Annotated in this window: 28 protein-coding genes and 1 pseudogene; 24 read left to right on the top strand and 5 right to left on the bottom strand. The window is 39.3% G+C overall.

All coding sequences use genetic code 11. The annotated features are described in order from the left end of the window. Positions 1-14 precede the first annotated feature (14 nt). The 6 genes from E4K67_RS13260 (at position 15) to E4K67_RS13235 (ending at position 6610) form a co-directional block, all read left to right on the top strand. On the top strand, positions 15-1223 hold the full coding sequence (locus E4K67_RS13260) for a sigma factor-like helix-turn-helix DNA-binding protein (protein ID WP_135547440.1): 1209 nt from the start codon (positions 15-17) through the stop codon (positions 1221-1223). Continuing rightward, complete coding sequence (locus E4K67_RS13255; protein WP_206752196.1) at positions 1205-1678, top strand: TnsA endonuclease N-terminal domain-containing protein; 474 nt, start codon at positions 1205-1207, stop codon at positions 1676-1678. The genes E4K67_RS13260 and E4K67_RS13255 overlap by 19 nt, the downstream gene beginning before the upstream one ends. 155 nt (positions 1679-1833) lie before the next feature. Further along, positions 1834-2262 (top strand): hypothetical protein, encoded by a 429-nt coding sequence (locus E4K67_RS13250; RefSeq protein ID WP_243454457.1) that lies wholly within the window; start codon positions 1834-1836, stop codon positions 2260-2262. A gap of 314 nt (positions 2263-2576) precedes the next feature. Further along, positions 2577-3668, top strand: coding sequence for an AAA family ATPase (locus E4K67_RS13245; protein ID WP_135547436.1), 1092 nt, complete (start codon positions 2577-2579; stop codon positions 3666-3668). Then, on the top strand, positions 3668-4330 hold the full coding sequence (locus E4K67_RS13240; protein WP_158408471.1) for a DUF4276 family protein: 663 nt from the start codon (positions 3668-3670) through the stop codon (positions 4328-4330). Before E4K67_RS13245 ends, E4K67_RS13240 begins: the two co-directional genes overlap by 1 nt. Positions 4331-5527: 1197 nt before the next feature. Then, positions 5528-6610 carry a fibronectin type III domain-containing protein gene (locus E4K67_RS13235; protein ID WP_135547432.1) on the top strand — a complete coding sequence of 361 codons (1083 nt, stop codon included), beginning with the start codon at positions 5528-5530 and terminating at the stop codon, positions 6608-6610. A gap of 311 nt (positions 6611-6921) precedes the next feature. Here the strand turns inward: E4K67_RS13235 and E4K67_RS13230 are convergent, their stop codons facing one another. After that, positions 6922-7242, bottom strand: coding sequence for a hypothetical protein (locus E4K67_RS13230; RefSeq protein WP_243454456.1), 321 nt, complete (start codon positions 7240-7242; stop codon positions 6922-6924). A 259-nt stretch (positions 7243-7501) separates the two neighbouring features. Here E4K67_RS13230 and E4K67_RS31530 point away from each other — a divergent pair. After that, positions 7502-7669: pseudogene (locus E4K67_RS31530) on the top strand (phosphohydrolase); the annotation flags it as partial. 78 nt (positions 7670-7747) lie between these two features. Here the strand turns inward: E4K67_RS31530 and E4K67_RS13220 are convergent. Next, entirely contained in the window at positions 7748-8563 is an 816-nt protein-coding gene (locus E4K67_RS13220; RefSeq protein WP_135547430.1) for a methyl-accepting chemotaxis protein, read from the bottom strand. 18 nt (positions 8564-8581) lie between these two features. Beyond that, positions 8582-9061 carry a chemotaxis protein CheW gene (locus tag E4K67_RS13215; RefSeq protein WP_135547428.1) on the bottom strand — a complete coding sequence of 160 codons (480 nt, stop codon included), beginning with the start codon at positions 9059-9061 and terminating at the stop codon, positions 8582-8584. A gap of 503 nt (positions 9062-9564) precedes the next feature. Between E4K67_RS13215 and E4K67_RS13210 the strand changes: the two genes are divergently transcribed. The 14 genes from E4K67_RS13210 to E4K67_RS13145 all read left to right on the top strand — a co-directional run bounded on the left by E4K67_RS13210 (position 9565) and on the right by E4K67_RS13145 (position 20694). Next, positions 9565-9897 carry an ArsR/SmtB family transcription factor gene (locus E4K67_RS13210; RefSeq protein WP_135547426.1) on the top strand — a complete coding sequence of 111 codons (333 nt, stop codon included), beginning with the start codon at positions 9565-9567 and terminating at the stop codon, positions 9895-9897. A 56-nt stretch (positions 9898-9953) separates the two neighbouring features. Then, positions 9954-10199 (top strand): thioredoxin family protein, encoded by a 246-nt coding sequence (locus E4K67_RS13205; RefSeq protein WP_135547414.1) that lies wholly within the window; start codon positions 9954-9956, stop codon positions 10197-10199. An 813-nt stretch (positions 10200-11012) separates the two neighbouring features. Continuing rightward, entirely contained in the window at positions 11013-11678 is a 666-nt protein-coding gene (radC, locus tag E4K67_RS13200) for a RadC family protein (protein ID WP_476728669.1), read from the top strand. 67 nt (positions 11679-11745) lie between these two features. After that, positions 11746-12084: a nucleotide pyrophosphohydrolase gene (locus E4K67_RS13195; RefSeq protein ID WP_135547422.1), complete on the top strand. Its 339-nt coding sequence runs from the start codon at positions 11746-11748 to the stop codon at positions 12082-12084. 1 nt (position 12085) lies between these two features. After that, positions 12086-13954 carry a DUF2075 domain-containing protein gene (locus E4K67_RS13190; protein ID WP_135547420.1) on the top strand — a complete coding sequence of 623 codons (1869 nt, stop codon included), beginning with the start codon at positions 12086-12088 and terminating at the stop codon, positions 13952-13954. A 69-nt stretch (positions 13955-14023) separates the two neighbouring features. Further along, positions 14024-15175: a type I restriction endonuclease gene (locus E4K67_RS13185; protein WP_135547418.1), complete on the top strand. Its 1152-nt coding sequence runs from the start codon at positions 14024-14026 to the stop codon at positions 15173-15175. A gap of 235 nt (positions 15176-15410) precedes the next feature. Further along, entirely contained in the window at positions 15411-15734 is a 324-nt protein-coding gene (locus E4K67_RS30645) for a hypothetical protein (RefSeq protein WP_243454455.1), read from the top strand. Positions 15735-15870: 136 nt separating this feature from the next. Then, on the top strand, positions 15871-16074 hold the full coding sequence (locus E4K67_RS13175) for a DUF3102 domain-containing protein (RefSeq protein ID WP_135547416.1): 204 nt from the start codon (positions 15871-15873) through the stop codon (positions 16072-16074). Then, positions 16056-16301, top strand: coding sequence for a thioredoxin family protein (locus tag E4K67_RS13170; RefSeq protein ID WP_135547414.1), 246 nt, complete (start codon positions 16056-16058; stop codon positions 16299-16301). Before E4K67_RS13175 ends, E4K67_RS13170 begins: the two co-directional genes overlap by 19 nt. Positions 16302-16620: 319 nt before the next feature. Next, positions 16621-17826: an MFS transporter gene (locus E4K67_RS13165; RefSeq protein ID WP_135547413.1), complete on the top strand. Its 1206-nt coding sequence runs from the start codon at positions 16621-16623 to the stop codon at positions 17824-17826. A 384-nt stretch (positions 17827-18210) separates the two neighbouring features. Then, positions 18211-18537, top strand: a complete 327-nt coding sequence (locus E4K67_RS13160; protein WP_199242537.1) for a hypothetical protein — start codon at positions 18211-18213, stop codon at positions 18535-18537. 164 nt (positions 18538-18701) lie between these two features. Continuing rightward, on the top strand, positions 18702-19028 hold the full coding sequence (locus E4K67_RS13155; RefSeq protein WP_243454454.1) for an ArsR/SmtB family transcription factor: 327 nt from the start codon (positions 18702-18704) through the stop codon (positions 19026-19028). A gap of 71 nt (positions 19029-19099) precedes the next feature. Then, positions 19100-20176 carry an ACR3 family arsenite efflux transporter gene (arsB, locus tag E4K67_RS13150; RefSeq protein WP_135547411.1) on the top strand — a complete coding sequence of 359 codons (1077 nt, stop codon included), beginning with the start codon at positions 19100-19102 and terminating at the stop codon, positions 20174-20176. A gap of 26 nt (positions 20177-20202) precedes the next feature. Further along, positions 20203-20694, top strand: coding sequence for a (2Fe-2S)-binding protein (locus E4K67_RS13145; protein WP_243454453.1), 492 nt, complete (start codon positions 20203-20205; stop codon positions 20692-20694). Positions 20695-20763: 69 nt separating this feature from the next. Here E4K67_RS13145 and E4K67_RS13140 read toward each other — a convergent pair whose 3' ends face one another. Further along, the gene (locus tag E4K67_RS13140; protein WP_243454452.1) at positions 20764-20868 is read right to left on the bottom strand and encodes a DUF1659 domain-containing protein; all 105 of its coding nucleotides are present in this window, start codon (positions 20866-20868) and stop codon (positions 20764-20766) included. A gap of 127 nt (positions 20869-20995) precedes the next feature. Between E4K67_RS13140 and E4K67_RS13135 the strand changes: the two genes are divergently transcribed. Next, on the top strand, positions 20996-21859 hold the full coding sequence (locus tag E4K67_RS13135) for a DUF3102 domain-containing protein (RefSeq protein ID WP_135547406.1): 864 nt from the start codon (positions 20996-20998) through the stop codon (positions 21857-21859). 225 nt (positions 21860-22084) lie between these two features. Here E4K67_RS13135 and E4K67_RS13130 read toward each other — a convergent pair whose 3' ends face one another. Next, positions 22085-23263 (bottom strand): thiolase family protein, encoded by a 1179-nt coding sequence (locus E4K67_RS13130; protein WP_135547403.1) that lies wholly within the window; start codon positions 23261-23263, stop codon positions 22085-22087. Between the two features lie 248 nt (positions 23264-23511). On the opposite strand from E4K67_RS13130, the gene E4K67_RS13125 reads away from it, so the two are divergent. After that, entirely contained in the window at positions 23512-23979 is a 468-nt protein-coding gene (locus tag E4K67_RS13125) for a MaoC family dehydratase (protein WP_243454451.1), read from the top strand. Between the two features lie 3 nt (positions 23980-23982). Next, the gene (locus tag E4K67_RS13120; RefSeq protein WP_135547400.1) at positions 23983-24732 is read left to right on the top strand and encodes an SDR family NAD(P)-dependent oxidoreductase; all 750 of its coding nucleotides are present in this window, start codon (positions 23983-23985) and stop codon (positions 24730-24732) included. Positions 24733-24852 lie beyond the last annotated feature (120 nt).

Raw genomic sequence — 24852 nt, 5'->3', positions numbered from 1 at the left:
AGGTACAAGTTTTTGTGCAATTAGAAGGAATAAAGTTTGAGAAATATATGTGGGGGCAGGATATGGCTCTATTCAGTTTCATTAATTTATTTTTCGGAAAGAAACGCAGACGCCAAGAACAGCTAGAGATACAGAGCAAGCAAGAAGAATTCAGAAGCCGAGAACTGCTGGAGATGCAAAGAAAGCAAGAGGAAGAACGCGGACGCCGTGAACGACTAGAGATGCAAAGAAAGCAAGAAGGTGAAACCAAGCGACTAGAGCAGATTGAGATGATACGAGCACAAGAACGCAAGCGTCGAGAACTGCTTAAGATACAGCGAAAGCAAGAAAAGGAACTCAGGCGGCAAGAAATGCTGAAAGTGCAAATGGATTCTGTCATCAGGACTGAATACACATTACAAGAAGGTACTTCGGATACTGAGGTTAGCGATGAAGTAGAAGAATTAAGGGCTCAATATAAATTGTTATTCAATCTAACCAACAAAGAAATTGACCAATACTGTAGCCTAGAGATTGAATTAAGTGAGGAACTTAAGGAAGAATATTCTGCTTTGGCTAATCAGTTTATGGAGTTATTAATTGAAGGAATAAACGGGATCAAGAAAAGCCAAAGAAATAATGAAATCTTAAAAATGCGTTTTAATTTTTATGGAGATAAAAGGGTTATCTTAGAAATTATTGCATCAAAATATGGCTTGAGTAGGGAAAGAGTACGCCAAATTGTAAATATTGAAAATTGTCGACTAACTAAAGCATTCAGAGAAAATAGCAATAGAGAACTAATTGACTTGAAATTAATAATTAATTATTTTTTAAGACCAGATGATAGCGATTTTGAAAAAAGATTTATTTTGCTCTTATATTATGGGTTTCAATCTACCAATACTCAAGTACTTATTAAATTGCTTACTGAGCTAATTATTGGAAAGCAATATGAGAACGGTATTCAAGATAGCTATGAGAATTTTATTGATGAATTAAACAGAAGGCTTCTAGATAATAATAAAATCCGAAAGAAAAACAGATCATTTGATACTAGAATAGGAAACCGGATTCATTGGTTTGAAAATGTTAGTATCTTAACGGAGAAAGATTATTTAAATATTATGCCAGTAAGAGAAGTAAACGTTGATATAATGAGTTGTCTATTAGCGGAGACTTCTACAGCAGTAAGATGGATAGAAGAATTCAGTATGAGTCTCAAATGGAAAGAGAAATATTAACAATATTAGAAAACAGCCAAAAAGTAGTTTTCTTTAACGTACAACCATTCAAAATTCCGTATTACTATTTCAAACAAAGAAACTATATTCCAGACATTTTTTTCGTATTAGAAGACGGAAGAGGCGCAGTTATAGAAGTAAAACCGAGATTTCATATGGTTTTAGAATTGAATCTTCAAAAATACAATAACTTGAAAAGGTATTGTGAGGAAAATGGATATGGTATATTAGTTACTGACGGTGGAACTTCAATGAAAGAATTTATTACATATGAATATAACAAAGTTTTCGAAGAAGAATTGTTTCAGAGGTTAAAAAAAGGACCAATTCTATGGCGAGGATTATCAATATTAAAGACCAAACATATCATCGGCTACAGAGATATAGCAAGTATTGTTGCAAAGAACAACTGGATTTACCGACAAGACCCTTTCGTTATTGCTTTGAGAAGTTAGACTTAAGTGTGTCAAAAGATACCCAAACTCTAAGTGGAGGAGAAATTTCATACCTAGGAAGACAAACAAGTGGGTACGGAGCGGGACTGAATCCAATTGTCATACTCGAAGGTAACTGTAAATAAACCGGTCTGAATGCGAGAGGCTTGTTGAGGATGAATAAAAGCAGAAAGCTCAAACTTAATAAAAATTATATGCCAATTCCAACTAGTGTTGGCGATGAAATATATCCAAATGGAATTTTCAACTTTAATATTTCAAAGATCCTGGAACAAATCACGGCAGGGAAGCTTGAGGCTGAAACAGAGTTGATCAAGGTTACCGAGTGGTTTAAGACACATAATCGTGGTTCGGTAAACGAGGATCATTTGCCAAAGGTGGATATTACCAGGCCTATACTTCAGGTGGAAATACGACCGGGAGTGTTTGAAATAATCGATGGCAACCATCGATTAAAAAAAGCGTGTCGTGATGATGTTGAGTTTGTCAGTTCATATAAGCTTAAAGGCGAGCAACTAGTAGCATACTTTGCCGATATGCGAGGGTATAAATCTTTTGTAGAGTATTGGAATTCAAAGCTGTGAGCCATATTGTTCATTGATGCTCACGACATGAGTGAACGTCTGGGTGGATTTTATAGAAGCTTGCAGTTGCGGCAAGAGTAACGGTTTTTGGAGGATGGTTTTTCAACAACCTAATTGATATAATGGAGCTAGTCTTAAGCAAGTCTTATTGAATAAGTTCCAAAAACATTAATCAATTTAATTTGTATTTTTTTTCATGGAATATTGACTTTATAACAAATCAAAACCTATATTTCCAAGAAGGATTATAGGGTGAAAAAATAGAATTTACTTTACTAATGAAAAACGCGTATTTAAAAAACTGAGGTGGTAAAATGCCGCAACTAGATAGAATTAAAATCAAAGGGTTTAAATCAATTAAGCATTCTGATGTCAAACTTTCCTCTCTTAATATACTTATTGGACCAAATGGAGCTGGAAAATCTAACTTTATTTCTTTCTTTAAAATGCTAAATGAAATGGTTAATCAAAGGTTACAGAATTACGTTACAAAGTCTGGTGGTTCCAATGCTCTTTTATATTTTGGTCAAAAACATACAGATTCAATTGATGCATATTTGGAATTTGGTAAGAACGCCTATGAGTTTGTTTTAGAACCTACTATTAATAATCAAATGTTTTTCGCTAAGGAGTATATCTCTTATCATGAAGACAACTATCCAAAGCCTTGGGAGAACTATCTCGGCTCAGGACACAAAGAAACTTCTTTAATAAGTGCATCTAAAAATAAACAAGGCTACTCTGTAGCCGACCAAGTTTTAGATTCTCTTAAAAGTTGGCGTGTATATCATTTTCATGATACTAGTGAATCATCCAAGATTAAAGGAAATTGTGACATCAATGATAATCGGATTCTTAGACCTGACGCGTCTAATTTAGCAGCTTTTCTCTATCTACTAAAACTAAATCATTTTGAATATTATTCCTATATCCTAAAAACTGTACAATTGATAGCTCCATTTATTGAAGACTTTATTTTGGAGCCTGCAAAATTGAATTCAGATATTATTCGACTTGAATGGAAACATAAAGAATCTGATAATTATTTTGATATTAGTCAGCTCTCAGATGGTACAATCAGAACTATTTGTATTGCCACATTGTTATTACAGCCTGATCTTCCTTCTTGTATTCTAATTGACGAGCCAGAGCTAGGCTTGCACCCTTATGCTATTAATATTATAGGGTCACTATTTAAGAGTGTATCTAAGAAAACTCAAATAATTGCTTCAACCCAATCGCTTTTATTAGTAGATCAATTAGAGCCAGAGGATTTAATCGTAGTGGATTATAAGAATGATCAATCAGTTTTAAAAAGGCCTACCTCTGAAGAATTCCAAGACTGGCTGGAAGCATACTCCTTAGGAGAACTCTGGGAAAAGAATGTCCTTGGAGGTAGACCATAGTGATTAAGAGATTAGCCGTTTTAGTTGAGGGGCAAACTGAGGAAACCTTTGTTAAAGAAATCTTATCTGACCACCTTAGTCAATATGACATCTTTCCATATGCTACAAGGGTATGTACTAAAAGAGTAGGTAATTGTAGGCGATATAGAGGTGGTGTAGACAGTTATACAAAAATCAAGACTGATATTCAACTACTTAGTCGAGATTCAAATATAAATGCTATTACAACCATGTTCGATTTTTATGCTTTTCCAACCGATGCCCCTGGATATTCTTCATTGCCAATTGGAAATGGATATGTACAAGTTGAATATCTTGAAGAACAAATGAAACAGGATATAAATGATACTAGGTTTATTCCTTATCTTATGTTGCATGAATTTGAAGCATTTCTTTTTTGTACTCCTGAAAAAATAGCTTATACTTTTCCTAACTCAGAAGAAAAGGTGGATTTAATTCGTACAATAGCACAATCTGTTGAATCCCCAGAGGAAATAAATAATTCTCCATTAACTGCACCGTCGAAAAGAATCTTAAATATATTTCCCGAATATGAAAAACCTCTTCACGGCTGTTTAACTGTAATGGAAATTGGTCTTGATACAATCAGATCCCAGTGTAGTCATTTTGATCAATGGTTAACAAAGCTTGAGCACCTCTAGATTTTGTTCTTATGAATTCACCAACGAGTAAAACTATTTACATCATTTAGCCTTACATAACTGGAGAGTTATCGCGTGGAAAGCACTTGCAAAATAGGGGTTAGGGAAACATCTTGCCAAGGAAAATGCCGACCAAAATGCCGACCAAAATGCCGACCAAAAGATTACTAAGCATTTTAAGGACTTATTTCTGTGACGAATAGTTGTGATAACGAAATAAAGTTACCATTATACACGGGGTATGGAACATGCATGAACACTATAAAGTTAAATAGTTGCGATAAACGCAACAAATCACCTTGGGGTGGTAGAGGCCGTGAGTTCGAATCTCGCCGCTCCGACCAGTAAAATCAGGCCTTCCGGGGCTTTTTTTTTGTCAAAATTTGATTTAACCATGGGTTTTGACCATGATGAAGTTAGATGATGACTAAACTGGATTATTCGGTGTGATTTAAAAAGTAGGTAACAATTGGGTTAAGAAAAAGCCAGAATTTACTCTGGCTTTTTTTGTGAGCGGAGAGCTAATTAGCTATGATCGGTTTCAGCAAACATTCAGATGAGCTTCAGTAAACTTTCAGGTAAGATTCAGTCTAGTTTAAGATGGATATTGCATAATAACATTGTACCCAACAATTCGGATCGATCGGAAAGCGTCGATTCTCAGGTGCGTTACTCGTATATACAGGAGTCCTCTCTGACAACGGTAGCTAAAACATCCAATCTCCCCTCATCAAGAGGGGGATTGGATTGTTTCACGTTCGTAGGGAAGTAGATTGCGGCAAATGCCACGATTTATGTGCCTAAGCTTTCTGAAAGCAAGGGCACATTCCTTTATTGATATTCTAACAGCATAAAAGGTTCGGGGTAAAATCACAGTGGCCGATTGTTCCACAATACCAAAGGCAAAGAAAACTAGCGCTGGTACAATCCGAAGTGCTAAAGTCCGCTTTTCTCTTTCTTACGTCGATTTACTATGGTGTTTGTTTCGGTTTTTTCATATTGGAGTCACGTTTAATCCTTGGGGTATGGACAGCGCCAGCATGTGCATACCATCCCATAAGACAAAGTTCGGTCTGTACATCTTTAAATAACAGGTTTTAGGGTTTTGAATATTTTTCTTTTATACACCCACCTAAACTGAATAATTAATACGTATCACTTAATATAACCCATAATTTAGAAGGGGAGGTATAAATTATGTCCAAACTCAGAAAAAAAACGTTAGTCAGTTTAGCTGTAGGATGTTTACTTGCTGGGGGTATACTCTCAAATGTTCCAGTAGCAAATGCTGCTTCCATGCAAGCTAATCAAAAGCCTGGTCAGCGAGTTGGACAACAGGATCAAAAGCCTGGTCAGCGAGTTGGACAACAGGATCAAAAGCCTGGTCAGCGAGTTGGACAACAGGATCAAAAGCCTGGTCAACGAGTTGGACAACAGGTGCACCGACAATCGGTATTTCAATTTCACATTATTTCCCAAGTTGCAAGTATTCTAGGTGTCGATGAACAAACCGTTATTGATGAGTTACAAGCTGGCAATACCTTGGTTGAAATTGCTGAAAGTCGCGGTGTTAGTGAAAGCACTCTGTTGTCAGATCTTGAGGCACTTTTAGGTGATGCTATTGATGATGCAGTTACCGCTGGTACTATTACCGAAGCTCAAGCCACAGAAATGAAAAGTAAATTAACTGAACGCCTAACCCAACTCGTTGAAGGCACATCTAACATTTCTCTGTCTGCGCCAACTGACTTTAACGCTATAGCTGAAAGTTCCAGCGAAATATACCTAGACTGGAATTCTGTTAGTGATGCAACATCCTATTATATTTATAGAGCAACTTCTTCTTTCGGAACTTACACCATAGTTGATACCGTTACAACCACAAGTTATACTGATGATGATTTGTCCGATGATACAACCTACTATTATAAAGTAAAGGCTGTTAATAGTTCTGGAGCAAGCGATTACTCATCTATAGTTCATGCAACAACTTCTGATGAGTTTGATGAACTGTCCATACCGGATGATCTTACTGCTATAGCTGAAAGTTCCAGCGAAATATACCTAGACTGGGATTCTGTTAGTGATGCAACATCCTATTATATTTACAGAGCGACTTCTTCTTTCGGAACTTACACCAAAGTTGATACCGTTACAACCACAAGTTATACCGATGATGATTTGTCCGATGATACAACCTATTATTATAAAGTAAAGGCTGTAAACAGTTCTGGAACAAGCGCATATTCATCAGTAGTTCATGCAACTACTGAAGACTAGTAAGAATAAATACTATAAATGGAATGCGGAAACCTCCGAAACTAAAAATTATTGAGTTTCGGAGGTTCTTTTTTCATAAAAACAAACCAAAGAAGATGATAGTAAGACATCTACTCCATGATTGTAGCCCCTCGCATGGGTAAAGTATACCTCAGAGTCAGAGACAAGTCACCGTGGTCACGGCAAAATGACTATATAAAAATATAGCTCTTTTGGGGTGACAGGGCACGTTGAGACGATAATAGTGTGCATTAATGTGAATGCTTGCAATTAAATTTATAGGTCTAATAAAAGAACATTTTGCATGACTATCATAATAACTTACTTTTTGTTTCAATAGTCCTTAAAGCCCAAGCAATCACAATGCCATAAACTAAAGCAGTAAATAGAGTTGTATAAGCAACGTCAAGAGGAGTATCGCTGAAAAGAGGAATGTTATACATTGTTCCGAGTGATGTTAATAACATCCACATGACAAACCCGCCAAACAATGTTGTCGAATAGTCATAAAAGGATCGGTCGGACCAACCTAACGATTTAAATATATAACCTAGAATAACATTGCTAAAAGCACCTAAAACACCCGCTATACCTCCAGCAACTAAGCGGTCTTTTTTTATATCTATTTCCATTTGGTTCAGCCTCCTTAAAGTATTTAAATTATTATGCACTTTAATTTTTCAATTATTCCAGACTTACTCTATGTGTTGGAAAATTTGATGCTTAATTCCATATAATGTAGATACTGGGCCTTTTTCTATCCAAGCCTGTCCCAGAAACGAATACGTATTCGTTTCTGGGACAGGCTTGGATGTATAACTATGATTTGACGCTTTAGTAAGCGTCTTTTTTTTTGCTTAGTATTGTTAGTATTGTGGAGGAATCTGGCCTTTTTACTCAGTTGCCCAACACTCGATTCATTGCTATAACGAGGCTAAAAAACGTGGGTATTCCGAACGGGTACAACTCGGCTGCCTTCTGCATGATGCCAGCGAAAGTTATATTTCCGATTTAACCAGGCCAGTTAAGCGTAACCTGTTACAATATTTTGCCATTGAAGGAAAAGCTGCAAAGTCAAGTGAATATATTTCAAAGGCAAAAGGGAATGCTCTCTTTTCGGGAATGTAAATTATTTTTTTAAATATTCTCAACTAACGCTGCTAGTTCTATTGCAGACTCTGCAAGGGTTTCAATGGTTGCTCCGATTTCCTCAACTGCTGCAGAGACTTCCTGGGTGTTACCACCTACTTTTTCTAATTCTATAGTCATTTTACCAACTAGACCTTGAATACCACCGATGATTTTGCGGATATCTTTCGCAGAGGTGGCACTAGATATTGCCATCGTTCGAATTTCTGTGGCTACTACAGCAAACCCTCGTCCAACTTCGCCGGCTCTAGCCGCCTCGATGGACGCGTTGAGACCAAGAACCTTCGTATCACTTGCAACTGAATTGATATATTCAACGACTTCTCCCATTGCAAATGCCTTGTCGTTTACTTCTTGTGATTGTATAGTGAGCGCTTGCCCACCGTCAGCAAGTGCTTGAGCTGAGGCAGCAATATTTTCAATAGCGGCTGCGACCTGTTGCAAGGACTCGGAGAGATTTTTTGATAACGAGGGCAATTTCCGAAGTGAGCTTTCCCTCTCAGTTGAACCTGTGACAGCGATTCCACCGATGATGACTCCGTTTTCTCTAATTGGATAAGCCACTCCAGTGTAAGAAATCCCTAATATCTCCGCACCAACCATTCGCTGAACCTTATTACCGGTTTGAAGACATTCCAAAGACGTTGACGTGGCTGGTAATATGGTTCCAACATCTAGGGGAAGTTTAATGACGGAACCCATTCTTACATAAATATACTTCTCAAGGTCAAATAAGAAGACAGATGTTTTCTCAAAATCTGTGTCAAAAATCACATCGACCAATTGTATATAATCTTCTATCATAATCATTACCTCCAAGGATTAAAATTCTTGAGCTAAAGTTGAATTAGCGTTTAATTCGATATCGGAACCTAACCAATTTATAATATCACTGGAAAATAGCTTTTCAATATCCAGTACTGGAATAATAGCGTTGTCTAATTTTAGAATTTCCTTAATAATGCCCTTGTGTATGATACTCGGGGCTTGCTCAATAGAATTACTTTCTTGAATTTCAACCACATCATCTACCCAAAGTCCAATTCTTTCGGTGTCTAAGTTTGATTCGAAAATCATGATTCGGGGTTCGCCTTCGTCGGTTGGTGCAATATTGAACTTTTTCCTCAAATCCACAATAGTAACAACTCCGTCACGAACTTTAGCAATGCCCTGAATGTAGGCGGGTGCACCCAAAAGTTGTGTGACCTTCACAGGTTTGAGGATCTCTCGAACGCTACTCATTTCCACTGCATAATCGAGTATACCCAGTTTAAATTGAATAAATTGTTTCATTTCATCCATTGGTGATCTCCTTCCTTACTTGTATTTTAAATATTCGAATAATTTGATTTATATAATTATATCGGGTATTTTGTAAAATAAATAGTCTAAATAAATAATTTAACATAAAAGGAAGATTTAAGCGCCTGGGTCATAATAAAATCAGAGATACGCTAATAAATTGTCGATTTATTAAATCGAGATTCCACACAAAGATGCTGATAAATAGTTTTAAGAATTGCTATATCGTGTCCTAATCTTTGGGCTGAGAAGAGCACTAAGCTTAAAGTTGTTATAATGTCTATGGTGAAAAGGTCAATTATTATTATCCAGTACTAAAGTTGGATGTTATACCCATGTCCCTGCGTATTATTAATCTGCTGGACCATGTTTAGGCTTTAGGGCGAGACTTTAACCTCCAGTTGCCACACAAGTAGTTGTATTTGGAGCCGAATGTATATTATAATATTATTAATTAGTAACCTCACAGGCAGATTAATGTAAAGAGGATTAGAGGGGTTTATATGGAAGAACAGATCGTGGCCCTGAAGAGCGATTTTTTTAAGGCCTTAGCGCACCCTACTCGGGTACGTATTGTCGAACGACTGGCAAAGAACAACGAGGAAGTCTGTGTTTGTGAGCTGATCGAAGATTTGGGAGTCGAGCAGTCAAATTTATCGCAACACTTAAGTATCTTGCGCAAACAACAAATTATTACATCAACTAAAGTGGGCTTGAAAGTTATGTATCGCATCAAATACCCTGAAGCGTTGACGATTTTAGAGAATGTCGCGAAGATTCTTGCCCAGCAATTTAAAGAAGGGGAAGCGTTGATGAGGCATTTTACCGAACGTTAGTTGATTAGAAATGCCATTCCTTTATCGCAAGATAATTGTAAAGAAAGGTTGGGACTATGGAAATTAAAATTTTAGGTTCTGGTTGTTCAAATTGTGCAAAGTTAGAAAAGGTAACTAAAGAGGGTATTGCTCAGTTGGGTATTGAAGCTCAAGTTGAGAAGGTCGAGGACATGCAGAAAATAATGTCATATGGAGTCATGAGTACGCCTGCCCTCGTTATTAACGGGGTGGTTAAACTAGTTGGGAAAGTACCAAACAAAGCGAAGATCATTGAGATCTTAGAAAAAGAACTTAAAGCCTAACTATTAAGAGGTCCTGACATACTGAAAGTTCAGCATGCCGGGACCTTTCGTGTGTATTTGGTACAACACAGTCTAGAATATAAAAAAACCAATATTTGCTACAATATAATTATATACATATATATGATACCTAATTAATCTTTCAGCGAGGCATTTACGATTTGCAATCATGGAATGAAGGGATGAAAATGCTTCCAGCACCATCAACAACCTCATCAGCACGATAATGGGGAGAAAAGTCAGTTCCGGCCTAGTATTCAGGCTGTTTTCAGCAATTGGCATCGAAGAGAAGAACCTTCCTTAGTTAAATTAGGAATGGTCTTCAGGAACAACTGGATTAAAATTCGTCGCGGTTCAAGCTGCTGCGGTCATCATGGTGAAGTTGGTTGCTGAAGTGTTAAGGATCCGTCCGGTCCGGACGATAGGGAATGACTCTTTAGTGGATTGGTACCGCCCAAATATTGCTCATAAAGTACCGCATTTCCTATCCACTCACTAGTCCTTTCCCAGATGGGGTAAAGGTGTCCTGGTTTGAAAAAGAAGCTCTGATTGAGTTGGGTATGTGGAAGATCCGAAAGAGTAAGGCGACGTGGCGAAACTTAGTTTCGATACGTCACCTTTTTTTAGGTAGCCCTTATTTGAGAGTTTTTTGGAGGAGATTTCCGATGGTTCTCAGAGCAAGAAAAGATTGGATTAATTAACCAAAGAAAGCAGGGTAATATGGAAAAGTGGAGAAATAACGCTAAGAATAGAAATTTGACAATACCACGAAAGGAATGATGTTGATCCATGCACGAAGGACACAGAAGTAGATTGAAAAATCGATTTCTGAAAGAAGGATTGGACGACTTTGTAGACCATCAAATCCTTGAACTTCTGTTGTTTTACGCCATACCGAGAAGGGATACCAATGAACTCGCCCATTCTTTGATTAATAAATATGGTTCTTTGTCGGGAGTTTTGGAAGCCGATCCCAAAGATCTGTCCAAGACACCAGGTTTAGGCGAAAACTCAGCTATTTTGTTGGCACTTATACCTTCTCTTGCTCGGGTTTATCTGAAAGATCGGTGGGGAACTAGACCGGCACTCAATAGCACTGACAAAGCAGGGGAGTATGTTTTAACGCTCTGTGCGGGAAGAACTTATGAAGTTTTTTATGTAATCTGTCTAGATGCCCAACATAACGTGATTTATCCGGCACTCGTCCATGAGGGGACCATTGACCAAGCCCCAGTTTACCCAAGGATCATTGTGGAAACAGCCTTACGCCATAAAGCTCATAGCGTTATCCTAGCTCACAATCACCCTGGAGGAAGTCCATCTCCTTCGCCTCAAGATATTGCGGTTACAAAAAGAATCCAAATTGCTTTAGAACAGATTTCTATATCTGTGCTTGACCACATTATTGCCGCAGGCGAACAATATGCCAGTTGTGCAGAAAAAGGGTTGCTTTTAAGCAATGATAGCTTGCGAAGTTGAACAAATTATGCAAAAAGTGGTTATCATAATGTCTGTCTAAAGATTTCAATTGAGAAAGGTGATAGAAATGCTAGAAGATGTTGTTGATCAGGTAATTCAGTTTAGGGATGAGAGGGACTGGAAACAGTTTCATAATCCAAAGGACTTGGCTATATCTATTTCTTTAGAGGCTGCGGAACTGTTGGAGAACTTCCAATGGACAGGCAGTGAAACAGACGCACCAGAAAAGAAGATCAGCATTGTAGAGGAATTGGCGGATGTGTTAATTTACAGTATCATGATGGCTGATGCCCTGCAGGTTGATGTAAATGAGATTATTAAAGAAAAACTTAAACGAAATGGGGAGAAATACCAAGTTGAAAAAGCATATGGTAGCAAGAAAAAATATACCGAATTGAGTAAGTGATATGATTATTTACCAGAACAGTGCACTTGGATTCCGGACGGCCGTTGATGATAATAAGATCGTTTATGATATAGATGTTCAGTTCATGTCCAAATATGGGAGAAAGGTAGCGGAATCGGAGAAACGAGCGTGGAATTATTCGCTTAAGTTTATGGAAACGGTACTGAGAAGATCAAAGATACCGGATGATTGTGGTGTGTTGATAGAATATATGATCCCAAACACCAGCAAAAGAATTGATTTCATTGTATCAGGACATGACAAGCATGATAATGCGAACTTCGTGATTATTGAGCTAAAACAGTGGGATAAAGTCGGTACAACTAACAAGGAGGATATCGTCACAACTTATGTTGGCGGCAAAGTTAGAGAGGTGGCTCATCCGTCCTATCAAGCCTATTCATACAAAAAACATATATCTGATATGAATGAGGCCGTTAACGCAAAAAATATTCATCCATACTCATGTGCCTATCTTCATAACTATACAAGGAGAAATCCGGAGCCTTTAACGGCAGTGCAATATCAGGAAATCATCAGAGATACGCCAGTTTTCCTTTCGGAGGATGCCGGAAAACTTGTGGATTTCATCAAGAAGTATGTAGGCAAAGGAAATGGACTTGATATTCTTTATCAAATTGAAAATGGGAAGATTAAACCTTCAAAGAAGTTTGTGGAATATGTTTCGGACATGTTTGATGGAAATGAAGTATATACCCTTCTAGATGAGCAAAAGGTGGCTTACGAAAACATAATTACCACTGCAACAAAAGCAACGGAGAAATCGACGATTATTGTAAACGGTGGACCCGGTACTGGTAAGTCTATCGTTGCAATGAACGCATTTGTTGAACTACTAAAACAGGGAAAGAACCTGAAATTCGTGGCACCGAATGCATCGTTCAGGGCTGCAATGGTGGAGATGTTATCCAATAATAAAAAGCATAGTAAAAAGCGTTTAGGAGTTTTGTTTTCAGGCTCGGGCTCATTTTATAATGCGTTGGAAGATGAATTTGACGTATTTGTCGTCGATGAAGCACATCGACTTAAGCAAAAAGGGGCCTATATGTACAAAGGTGAAAGTCAGGTAGAGGATATAGTTAAGGCTTCTAAAGTTAATGTTTTCTTTATCGATGATAACCAACGAATACGACCAGAGGATGTCGGAACGGTGGGTACCATCAAGGAAGCTGCAGTAAAGTTTGGTTCTGAAGTGATGGAAATAAAGCTAGAAGCACAGTTCAGATGTGCAGGTGCGGAAGGCTTTTTAAATTGGTTGGATCATAATCTTGGTATTGAAGATACGGCGAATTTTGACGGCTGGGATGGAGACGCCTTTGATTTCATGATTATGGACACCCCGCAGAAGGTATTGGAAAAAGTAAAAGAAAGAAATGAAGTGGGTTTCAAAGCACGGATGCTGGCAGGATTTGCATGGCCATGGACATCCGAAGCGGAAGGAAACACGAATGCTGAAGTTAAGGACGTTGAGCTGACTGAACATGGATTCAGCATGCCGTGGAACAGCAGAAGCAATCAATATACATGGGCCTTTGACGCTGAAAAAGTGAATCAAATAGGTTGTGTACATACATCCCAAGGGTTGGAATTTGACTATGTCGGGGTTATTGTAGGAAATGATCTAAGATATAATCCAGAGACTATGCAGATTTATGCCTCATATGGCGACTACTATGATAAAACTGGCAAAAAAGGTTTAAAACAAAAGCCGGAAGAACTGACTTATCTTATAAAAAATATCTATAAAGTTCTGATGACCCGTGGTATGAAAGGTTGTTATATATTCTGCCGTGATGAAAACCTTCAAGCATATTTAAGAAGCAGACTGCAGCACAATAAAGCGGAGTGACATTAATTATATTGGAAACGACTTCATAGGGGTTAAGAAGTAAGTATATTAATGGAAAGAGGTAATTATATGGAATTCAAAGAGGAGTTACAGAAATTATCAACTCAAATCGCTGAACGAAGAATCCATGTTACAAATGAAGAGATGACAAAGCAATCCCTTATACTTCCGTTCATTCAAGTTCTAGGTTTTGATATCTATAATCCTCTTGAAGTAAGACCTGAATTCATCGCTGATTTTGGTAAGAAAAAAGGCGAGAAAGTTGATTATGCTATATTTAAAGATTCTAGTCCAGTGATGTTTTTTGAAGCTAAATCTGTGAATGAGAAATTACATAATCATGATGCTCAATTATGCAGATATTTTAATTCCACTAAGGACGTAAGTGTAGGTATTATTACAAACGGTATAGAGTACAAGTTTTTCACCGACATTAATGATACTAATATCATGGATAATAAACCATTCTTTGTAGTAAACATTACAAAATTAAAAGAATCCGACTTTGAAAATTTAGCTAAATTCCGGAAAGATTCTTTCAATAAAGAGTCTTTGACAAGATGTGCCGAAGAACTTACTTATGCATCTACACTGGACAATAATATAAAAGAGTTGCTGAAAAACCCTAGTGATGAATTTGTCAGATTTCTACTAAAGGACTTCAATTTCAATAGGATTACAAGCAATATAGTAGACAAATTCAGACCTATTGTTAAACAATCTATATCCAATGCTGTGTTGGATAGGGTAAGTGATGGTCTATACCGACAGGAAGTTAATACTGAGCCTGATGTTATCGTTGAAAAGGAAATTGATGACAAGATTAAAAGTAAGGAAATCATCACCACGGATGATGAACTTAAATCTTTTGAGTACATTAAAGAGATGTTGGCAAAATACGGTAGAAATGTCGATCAACTAGGGTATAAGGATACTTTGAACTATTTTTCGATTTATGTATCTAACCTCAATAACTGGTTTGTTAGAATAAATCTAGATAGCACTCATAGAAATTTTATTACAAGAATGGAATCAGAGACTTTGGAAAAATACTCTAACGGTTTTAAAATTGAAGCAGCTCCAAAAAAGGTAGGAGAATCGAGGATATATATTGACTCTGTTGAGGATATAAAAGAGTTAGCAAATTTGATCACGTATTGCTATGATAAAATGTGTCTTAGAGAAGGAATTGATAAAATATCTGGACTTAAAAAAGCGTAACTGAAGATGAATTTTGACAAGCTGAAAATAGCGTTAGAAGTATGTGATACCCAGTAATCCTTTGAAAGGGAATCCCACTTATGCCACTGGAAATAATCCGAATCGATATAACCAAGATATCCGTTGATGCAATAGTCAACGCGGCAAATACTGCCCTGAAGGAAGCGACTTCCCCGATCAAGAAGAAGTAGGTTAAGGCCAGTGATCAAAGTTTAATTGTAGCGGAATAGACAAAATGAACAAAGCCCATTTTGATACCTGGCTTAAAAAGTGTAAAAAGCTTTATCCCCTAACGTGTGATGTAAGAACCTCCAATTGTCATAGCCTGTTCCGCAGCGTCGGATCTCACATCACTCAGGCTTTTCTGCCTGAGTATCGGGCCGCCGGCGGCGGGGGGGGGGCGGTCTGGTATACGACGTCGAATTTAAAGGCATCCCTACTACCGCCATCGTTACCACATCCTTTCCTTCGCTTGGACAAGCCGTTTGAATTTCGGCTTGTCCGTATAGTATATGATTTTACTTGTCCGAAGGTTATTATTTGCGGACCGCTTTTTTAAATTTATACAACCCAAGCTTGTCCCAAATACGACAACGTTTTCGTATTTGGGACAGGCCGTTTATAGGAGGCTGTCACGCTTTTCAAGCCAATCCCATATGATGTGAATAAAGTACAAGAAGGGATTGGCAATAATCATGAGCAATATGATAACAGAACGCACGCCGCTCGTCATCGCGGCTGAAATTAATATGATTAAAGAGCAGACCGAAAAAGTAGTACTTAACAACGCCGTCGAGGTTGGGCGGCGGCTGAAGGAGGCCAAAGAGATTAGAAATGCCATTCCTTTATCGCAAGATAATTGTAAAGAAAGGTTGGGACTATGGAAATTAAAATTTTAGGTTCTGGTTGTTCAAATTGTGCAAAGTTAGAAAAGGTAACTAAAGAGGGTATTGCTCAGTTGGGGATAGAAGCCCAAGTTGAGAAGGTCGAGGACATGCAGAAAATAATGTCATATGGAGTCATGAGTACGCCAGCACTCGTTATTAACGGGGTGGTTAAACTAGTTGGAAAAGTACCAAACAAAGCGAAGATCATTGAGATCTTAGAAAAAGAACTTAAAGCCTAACTATTAAGAGGTCCTGACATACTGAAAGTTCAGCATGCCGGGACCTTTTGAGTGTATTAGGAAGAAATGAGTGGAGCTCTAACAAACCTTATGGTGGTTTGTTAAAGCTCCACTTATTTTCTTGTCATTATGAATTGTAATGGGGTTGAAGAATTAGGGAATAGGAGTATAATTAGATTATTATATTATAAATTCATTATATACTACTGTAGGAGGTGAATTGAAAGCAGTCAAATCGTGTCAAGATCTGAGCAGTATCGAAACAACCTCGATGTTAGAAAAAACAAGGTTATTGTATGGATCGAAGGGGGATTAGTGGATGAGTACAAATAAGGATAGAAATAAGATCGTTCTGTTACTTGGTTTAGCAGGTTTTATCGTCATGGCAGATAACTGGGTGGTGTCTCCCATACTGCCAGCCATTTCTCAGAATCTAGATATTGACATTTCAAGCGCGGGACTCTTAATCTCGGCCTATATGATCCCCTTTGGAATTTTTCAGATTATTTTTGGCCCTTTGGCAGATCGATATGGGAAAAAGCAGGTAATAACCTCTGCAATGATTCTCTTTACGGTAGCGACGGGGCTTTGTGCGCTCGGCACAAGTTTAACGAGTTTGTCAATATTCAGGGCCTTAACTGGAGTGTTTGCCGCGTCAGTTATGCCAATTTCCCTTGCTTTGATCGGAGATATGTTCCCAATCCAGGAGAGACAGGGCGCGATAGGGACGTTTATGGGTATCTCATTTCTTGGTCAAGGACTCAGCATGGCCATTGGAGGCACAATTGCCTACATCCTCAATTGGAAAGGGGTATTTGGTGTCTATGCGATACTGGCTGTAATTCCAACAGTACTGCTCATTAAAAATTATAAGCTACTTCCGTCGGAGAAGCACCCCGACAGCAAATTATTTGCGCCGTATGCTAAGCTGCTGGGAACGAGCAGAAGTTTGTTTACATATATCATCGTCTTACTGGAGGGCGTTTTCATCATCGGAAGCTTTTCTTACGCAGGAGCTTACATTGCTAAAACCTACGGCTTTAATTATCTATACATCGGTTTAATTATGACGGCCTTTGGAATCATGTCAGTGATTGGTGGGAGAATGAGTGGTAAGTTAGCAGCAAAAATCGGTGCGCGTAAAGTATTGAGCTTAGGACTTGCGTCAGCAGCTGTCGCCGATCTAATTATCTATCAATATGGTAACGTATTAGGGATGTTGATACTAGGTATTGCCTTATTGGGACTTGGTTTCATCTTTACGCATTCCACGCTTCTCACAAGAGCGACAGAGTTTGCCCAGAAAGCTCGAGGTTCAGCAATGTCACTGGTAGCCTTCTTTTTCATGGGTGGGGGCGGCGTCGGTACTGCTATTGGGGGCAGGGTAATTTCAGGCGTGGGGCTCAGTAACCTTTTCCTGATTAATGGTATCGCGCTCATCATCACGTTATTTTTGAGCTTTGTCATGATACGGGATCATGTCGTAGAAGCCAATGAAGCCAAGGAGTCAATTGGGAATTTATAATAGTGAAATCGTCCAGCGTTTCGTTGGACGATTTCACTATTATAAGCATAGATATTAAAAAAGAAATACTAAAGGGGGATATCAATGTTATACGGAAAAAGAGAAAGAAAAACTCAATTTGGCATTAGAAGAACAATTGCTGGGAGAGTTGGGTCCACTCGAATTAAAACGCTATATGCGTTACAACCTGTGTGCTAGAATATGGTTATAGATTAAGTCGAAAACCGACATTTATTAATTGGGAATTGAGAGGGGGATGCACAGGAAATGAAAGTACCCTCGTGTGGAGATTGTCTTTGGGGACGGGGAATAACAGTTTGTCCATGAGTGCACGAAATCTTGTGTCTTTTGGGAGTGTTGAAAGAAGGGGAGGAGGAAAAGGCCATGGTTCAGGTAGATGTGTTCGGAATCCGTGAAGAAGCTCCGGCTAGTTCATGCAGTTGTGGTGGTGCCTGTGGGTCGATGACTGAAAAAACTATGGGAGAAATGTATGAGGATTTGGTCCGGTTTTTCCAGGAAAGTGAGCTGGCGGCTGATGTACAATTAAAGTTTATTGATGTTTTTGAGGATGATTTAAAGGGCTATGATACGGCACATACCATGTTCAAGAACGGCTTTGCTCTACCGCTGGTGTCGGTCAACGGTGTTGTTCGTTTGTATGGCGGGATCAGCAACAGCAAGATATATGACGAGGTTAGGAAGGGTTCGTAATATTAAGGGACCCTGTGGGCTTAATTCGACGCCTCACAAAGAGACCGCAACGGTCTCTTTGTGGTGAAATCGTAGTTGTAATTATACCAAACATATAATAATATAGTTATATAAGCATATGGGGATACGAGAATCATATAATCTACAGAAAGGAGGCAAAGCCCTTGAGCACCAGACAACGTTTTGAAGAAATGGTGGAAGAATTTAAAGTGCTTGGGGATAAAACGCGTTTGAGAATATTATCCTTGCTTCAAGGACGAGAGTTATGTGTCTGTGATCTGACAGAAGTATTTGAAATAAGCCAACCGGCAGTGTCCCAACATATGAGACGACTGCGTCAAGCGGGATTTGTGAATGAACGTCGTGGAGGACAATGGACTTATTATTCGCTGAATATGGAAAATCCTCTGATAGGCTTACTTTTGCCCATGGTTCCCAAGGTCAAAGAGGACGAGGAAAGCCTGACGCATGCCAAAGGTTGCAAAACTTAAGAGATTGGACTGGGTTCTGATTTTGCTGGATAACGGTTAGATATTAATAACAATATAAGGAGTTGATTAATATGAATGTCGAATTGTCAGTAACCCGTAAGTTATCATTCCTAGATCGCTATTTAACCTTGTGGATTTTTTTAGCAATGGCAGTGGGGGTTGGTCTAGGTTTTGTATTCCCTGGTACCACGAATTTTATTAACCAATTTCAGATGGGGACGACTAATATTCTGATTGCCGTTGGCTTAATCGTGATGATGTATCCACCTCTAGCAAAAGTGAAATACGAGGAAATCGGACGTGTCTTCACAAATGGTAAAGTCATGACCTTGTCGTTAATTCAAAACTGGATTATTGGGCCCATTTTAATGTTCGGTCTCGCTGTCATTTTTCTGCATAATTACCCTGAGTATATGGCTGGACTTATTATGATTGGCTTAGCCCGTTGTATTGCCATGGTAATTCTTTGGAACAGTCTGGCTAAAGGAGACTCAGAGTATGCTGCTGCGTTGGTTGCTCTGAATTCTGTTTTTCAGGTTATCTTCTATTCAGTTTATGCCTACATTTTTCTTACCGTCCTACCGAACTGGCTGGGTCTTGCTCTGAGTATTAACGTTAACATCAGTATTTGGCAGATCGCCCAAAGTGTGCTTATTTATTTGGGAATTCCTTTTTTTGCGGGGATGCTGACGCGTTTGATACTATTGCCTATGAAAGGAAAAGAGTGGTACGAGAAAAAATTCATCCCCAAGATTAGCCCACTCGCCCTAATCGCCTTGCTCTTTACAATCATTGTCATGTTCTCACTCAAAGGTCAGACTATTGTTTCTGTACCGTTGGATGTCGTAAGAATTGCGATACCGCTGTTGATTTACTTTGCAATTATGTATTTCGTCTCCTTTTATATGGCTTGGCGACAAGGACTTCCCTACGGTCAAACGGTCACCTTAGCGTTTACGGCGGCGAGTAATAATTTTGAACTGGCCATTGCTGTTGCAGTCGCGGTGTTCGGAATCAACTCTGGAGCCGCGTTCGCAGCAGTCATCGGCCCGCTCATTGAAGTGCCTGTCATGATCGGTTTAGTTAATGTTAGTTTGTTTTTTGGAAAGAAGTATTTTAACAAAAATGGAGTGCCGATCAAAGCCTAGATACTCTTACAGAGTGAGGTGGAAGGTTGTTAGAGCTTAACGTAAATCCCAAAGTAAATAATTCATGTCCTATATGCGGAAATATTGGACAAAGGGTAAAAGACATTACTGTGGATTATCAGGTGGAAAATATAAATGATATAAATTTACATGGAGAACAGTTTTTTATATGTCTAACGCCAGAATGTGAGACCGGTTATTATTCACAAAACGGAAAGGTAATTGGCCAAGGACAATTAAAGAACAAGATTTGGTTTAAGAAAAATATTTCTTCCCCTATTCCTGTTTGTTATTGTGCAAACGTTATGGAAGAAGAAATTCTTTACCACGTTGCCGAGGCACAGTGTTGTTCGACTTTGGATGATACAAAAAAACACACAGGCGCAATTACAGGATGTGAATGTATAACAAAGAACCCTGCAGGTGTCTGATGTGCTTCCGTGGTGCAATCGGTGATTGCCAAAGGTTTAAGTATTAGAAGAGGCCGTGAGTTCGAATCTCGTCGCTCCGACCAGTAAGTTCAAGCCTTTCGGGGCTTTTTTTTATTGCCAAAATTTGATTTGACCATGAGTTTGACTATGATGAAGTTAGATGATGACATCATAAACAGCTTGTTCCGTTGCGTCGGATCTCACGTCACTCAGGCTTTTCTGCCTGAGTACCGGGTCGCCGGCGGAGGTGAGCCCGGTCAAACCCAAGCTTGTCCCAAATACGACAACGTATTCGTATTTGGGACAAGCCGTTTATAGGAGGCTGTCACGCTTTTCAAGCCAATCCCATATGATGTGAATAAAGTGCAAGAAGGGATTGGCAATAATCATGAGCGATTTGATAACAGAACGCACGCCGCTCGTCATCGCGGCTGAAATTAATATGATAAAAGAGCAGACCGAAAAAGTAGTACTTAACAACGCCGTCGAGGTTGGGCGGCGGCTGAAGGAGGCCAAAGAGATGCTTCAGCATGGGGAATGGCTGAAGTGGCTGGAGGAGTCGGTGAGTTACACGGAGAGAACGGCCCAAAGATTTCTACTCGTCTTTGATGCCTACGGGGACCAACAGCCTGCTGCCCTCAACGCCGGCGCGCAAACGCAGCGACTGCCGAACATGACCTATTCTCAGGCGCTTATCCTTCTCGGGGTCCCGGAAGAAGAACGGGAGCAGTTCATAGCGGAGATGGATATCGAAAACATGTCCGTTCGGGAACTGCAGAAGGCAGTGAAGGATCGGGAGCAAGCTTTTCAGGACCGGGAACAGGCATTTCAGGATCGGGACCAGGCCCTTCAGGAAAAAGCTGATCTCCTGAAGGCTCTGGATGGTGAAAAGGGCAAAAACACTCAGCTGACTAAGGAGCGCGACACCCTGAAGACGATGGCGGGCGATCTGCAGAAGTCCAAGCAGGCACTTGAGCAGGATGTCGAGAAAAAGCAATTGGAGTGTGACAAGCTCAAAGAAAAGACAAGTTACAAGAGTGTCCAAAGGATGAGCGATAGTCTTACTGTCGCGTATAACAAAGTGGCCGCCAATAAAATCACTTTTTTATATGAGAATATGGATAAAGCATTCAAGGAACTGGCTTATGAGATGACCAAGTTCGCTTCGATTGACGCGGATGTGCATGCAGCGTATAAAAAGATGGTGAATGATTTTTTAATCAAGGCTATGCAGGAGAGAATGGGGGGCTGAATACACCTCCTAGTGAGATATCACTATAATGAGCATGGACAAATAACATAGCCGGGAAACATCAAGTTTCCCAGCTATGTTATTTTTAATGGACATGTTCGAATATTGGAAAACGAAATGCCCAACAAACCTTTTTAAACCTAGTGACTCGACTAATTGGAAGTTAGGCGGGTCTCTTTTTTTGTGTCAACTATTTTGGGTACCAGAATAGTTGCGCAAGCTCTTTTATTGCCTGGCTTCGAACCAGGCGGTAACTCCCTGTCCACCGCCACAGCAGAAAGATACGAGTCCATTCTTTAGCTGCTTTTCTCTCATGATGTAGGCCAGTTTAGCCGTTAAAATACCACCCGTCGCTCCTAGGGGATGTCCAAGAGCAATTGCGCCACCATTAATGTTAACCTTTTCCATATCAAGTCCTAAATCTTTAATGCAGGCTATCGCTTGGGCTGCAAACGCTTCATTTAATTCAATAGCATCAAAATCCTTTATAGTCATGCCTGTTTTACTCAAAAGTTTGCGTGTTGCAGAAACAGGACCTAATCCCATGTAATTTGGATCCAAAGCAGCTACTGCATAGGCCTTGAATTTTAATATCCAATCTAATCCCATAGCCTCTGCTTTTTCTCTTGACATTACCGTACAGGCAGAAGCTCCATCATTCATTGGAGAGCTGTTTCCCGCGGTTACTGTGCCATCGTTCTTAAAAGCTGGTTTTAGTTTCGCCAGATCTTCCATGCTAATATTTTCTCTAGGACACTCATCTTTGGTTATTACAACAGGGTCACCTTTTCTTTGAGGTATTGTTATGGGTACAGTTTGTTCGTTAAAGGCTCCTCGAGCCATCGCTTTAGCGGCCTTCATGTGGCTATTGTATGCAAACATATCCATTTCTTCTCTTGTAATTCCATAGAGTTCAGCTACGTTTTCCGCTGTTATTCCCATAGAAGGATTCCCGATTTGGGGTGGGGACACTTGAAGACCACAAAAATTGGGTGGCTGTACTTTGTATGCCTTATCAGGTCTTTCCAAAGCGAAAGGTCGGCGAGAATCACTTTCAGTACCTCCTGCAATATACACATCGCCAAATCCGCCCATCACTAGTGCGGCGGATAACATGATTGCATTTAGGGCGGATGAACATTGTCTATCGACTGTTAATCCCGGTACTTGCACAGGTAGACCGGCCTCTAACACACACATACGAGCTATATTAGCCACATCAAAGGAAAATAAATTGCCCATAATTACGTCATCAATTTCGAGTGGATCGATACCAGATCTGGCAACTGTCTCCTTGATTGCAGCGGCGCCCAACTTGTAAGCAGGAACATCCGCTAGAACTCCACGACATTTTCCAACGGGTGTTCGAATTGGAGCAACTATAACGGCTTCGCGTAATTGCATTTAAGAAATACCACCCTTCCACTTAGATTCGATTTTATAATCAGTCATGCAAAATTTGTGCCAGATATAATTATGTTTTAGCATTTAATTGAAAATTTGATTGGTACAGATATTGCATACTTTTTCTGTAGAGCTTAATTCTGATTGACGAGCAAAGAAAAAAGTGGGGTGAGAAATAGTAATTACCTTATGGAATTACTGATTCAAATAACTCGTACTTAATAATTTTATTGTGAGGTGTATTAATTGTGGATTATAGTACAGTGACAAAAAGTTGGGCTGAGTTTAAAGTAGGGGATTATTGTAGCTTCGCAAAGACCATCACTGCTGCTGATGTAGTTATGTGGTGTGGACTTACAGGTGATATGAATCCAGTTCATCTAGATCGCGAATACTGCAAAACAACTCGGTTCAAGGATATTATTGTGCCCGGTATATATGTATTAGGGTTTGTTTCGGCAACTTTAAGTAAATTGGCAATTGGAGGTATTTATGCATCTCAAGATATACGGTTTATGCAACCAGTATATTTAGATGATACCATTACCGCGACGTCGACAATAATCGATAAACTTGAAGCAAAACATATGCTGAAATTCCTTACACATTGTGTTAATCAGAAGGGTGAAACAGTTATGGATGGAGAAGCCTTGCTTTTTATTCAGAGAACACGGAGCTATCCTTCTGCCATTGATCATGTTTTAGAGAAAGGTTAAAAGATGAAAAATATATTTGATATAAGTGGAAAAGTCGCGATCGTTACTGGAGCAGGACAGGGCTTAGGAGCCTCAATGGCGCACGCTCTTGCTGATGCTGGTGTTTCGGTTGTTTGTGCTAGTAAAACGGTATCGAAAGCGGATGAGATTTGTGATGATATTAGCAAAAAGGGAGGGTCCTGTATTTCTGTTCAGGTAGATGTAGGTAACTCTCTTAGCGTTCAAAACATGGTCAACCTGACCTTACAGAAGTATGGAACCATTGATATCTTGGTAAACAACGCCGGCATTAACCACCGGGAATTATGCGTAGACATGTCTGAAGAGCAATGGGATGATGTGATGCGCGTGAATCTCAAAGGAGTTTTCCTTTGCTCACGTGCTGTAGGACCCACTTTAATAGAAAAAAAGCGGGGTAAGGTTATAAATATTACCTCAGTAATGGGGTCGGCAGCATTGCCCACGAGAGGGGCATATGCATCGACAAAAGCGGCTGTAATGCAATTTACTAAAGTGCTTGCTCTTGAATGGGCCCCTTACAATATTAGTGTCAATGCCATTGGTCCGGGATACTTTATTGGCAGAATGAATACCTCGTTAAAGGATGCTGGTGCCATTCTCAATCATATTCCAATGGGTAGAATGGGAGATCCAGAAGAACTGAACGGTGCCATCATTTATCTTAGTTCAGAGGCTTCAAACTATGTAACTGGTCAGACAGTTTTTGTTGACGGCGGTTTTCTTTGTCTCTAATTATCTTCCTTATAATCCTTATAACACACTATTTGCATAATAGGTATTTTGCTGACTGTGCATTGGCATCATTCTTGCAAAACAACTAAATAGTATAGGTGCATTCATAGACAACTTGTG

The sequence above is a fragment of the Desulfosporosinus fructosivorans genome, assembly GCF_004766045.1.
In the GTDB taxonomy this organism is placed as follows: Bacteria; Bacillota; Desulfitobacteriia; order Desulfitobacteriales; family Desulfitobacteriaceae; genus Desulfosporosinus; species Desulfosporosinus fructosivorans.
Note: the sequence above shows the minus strand (reverse complement) of the source record. Positions and strands in the feature narration are given on the sequence as shown.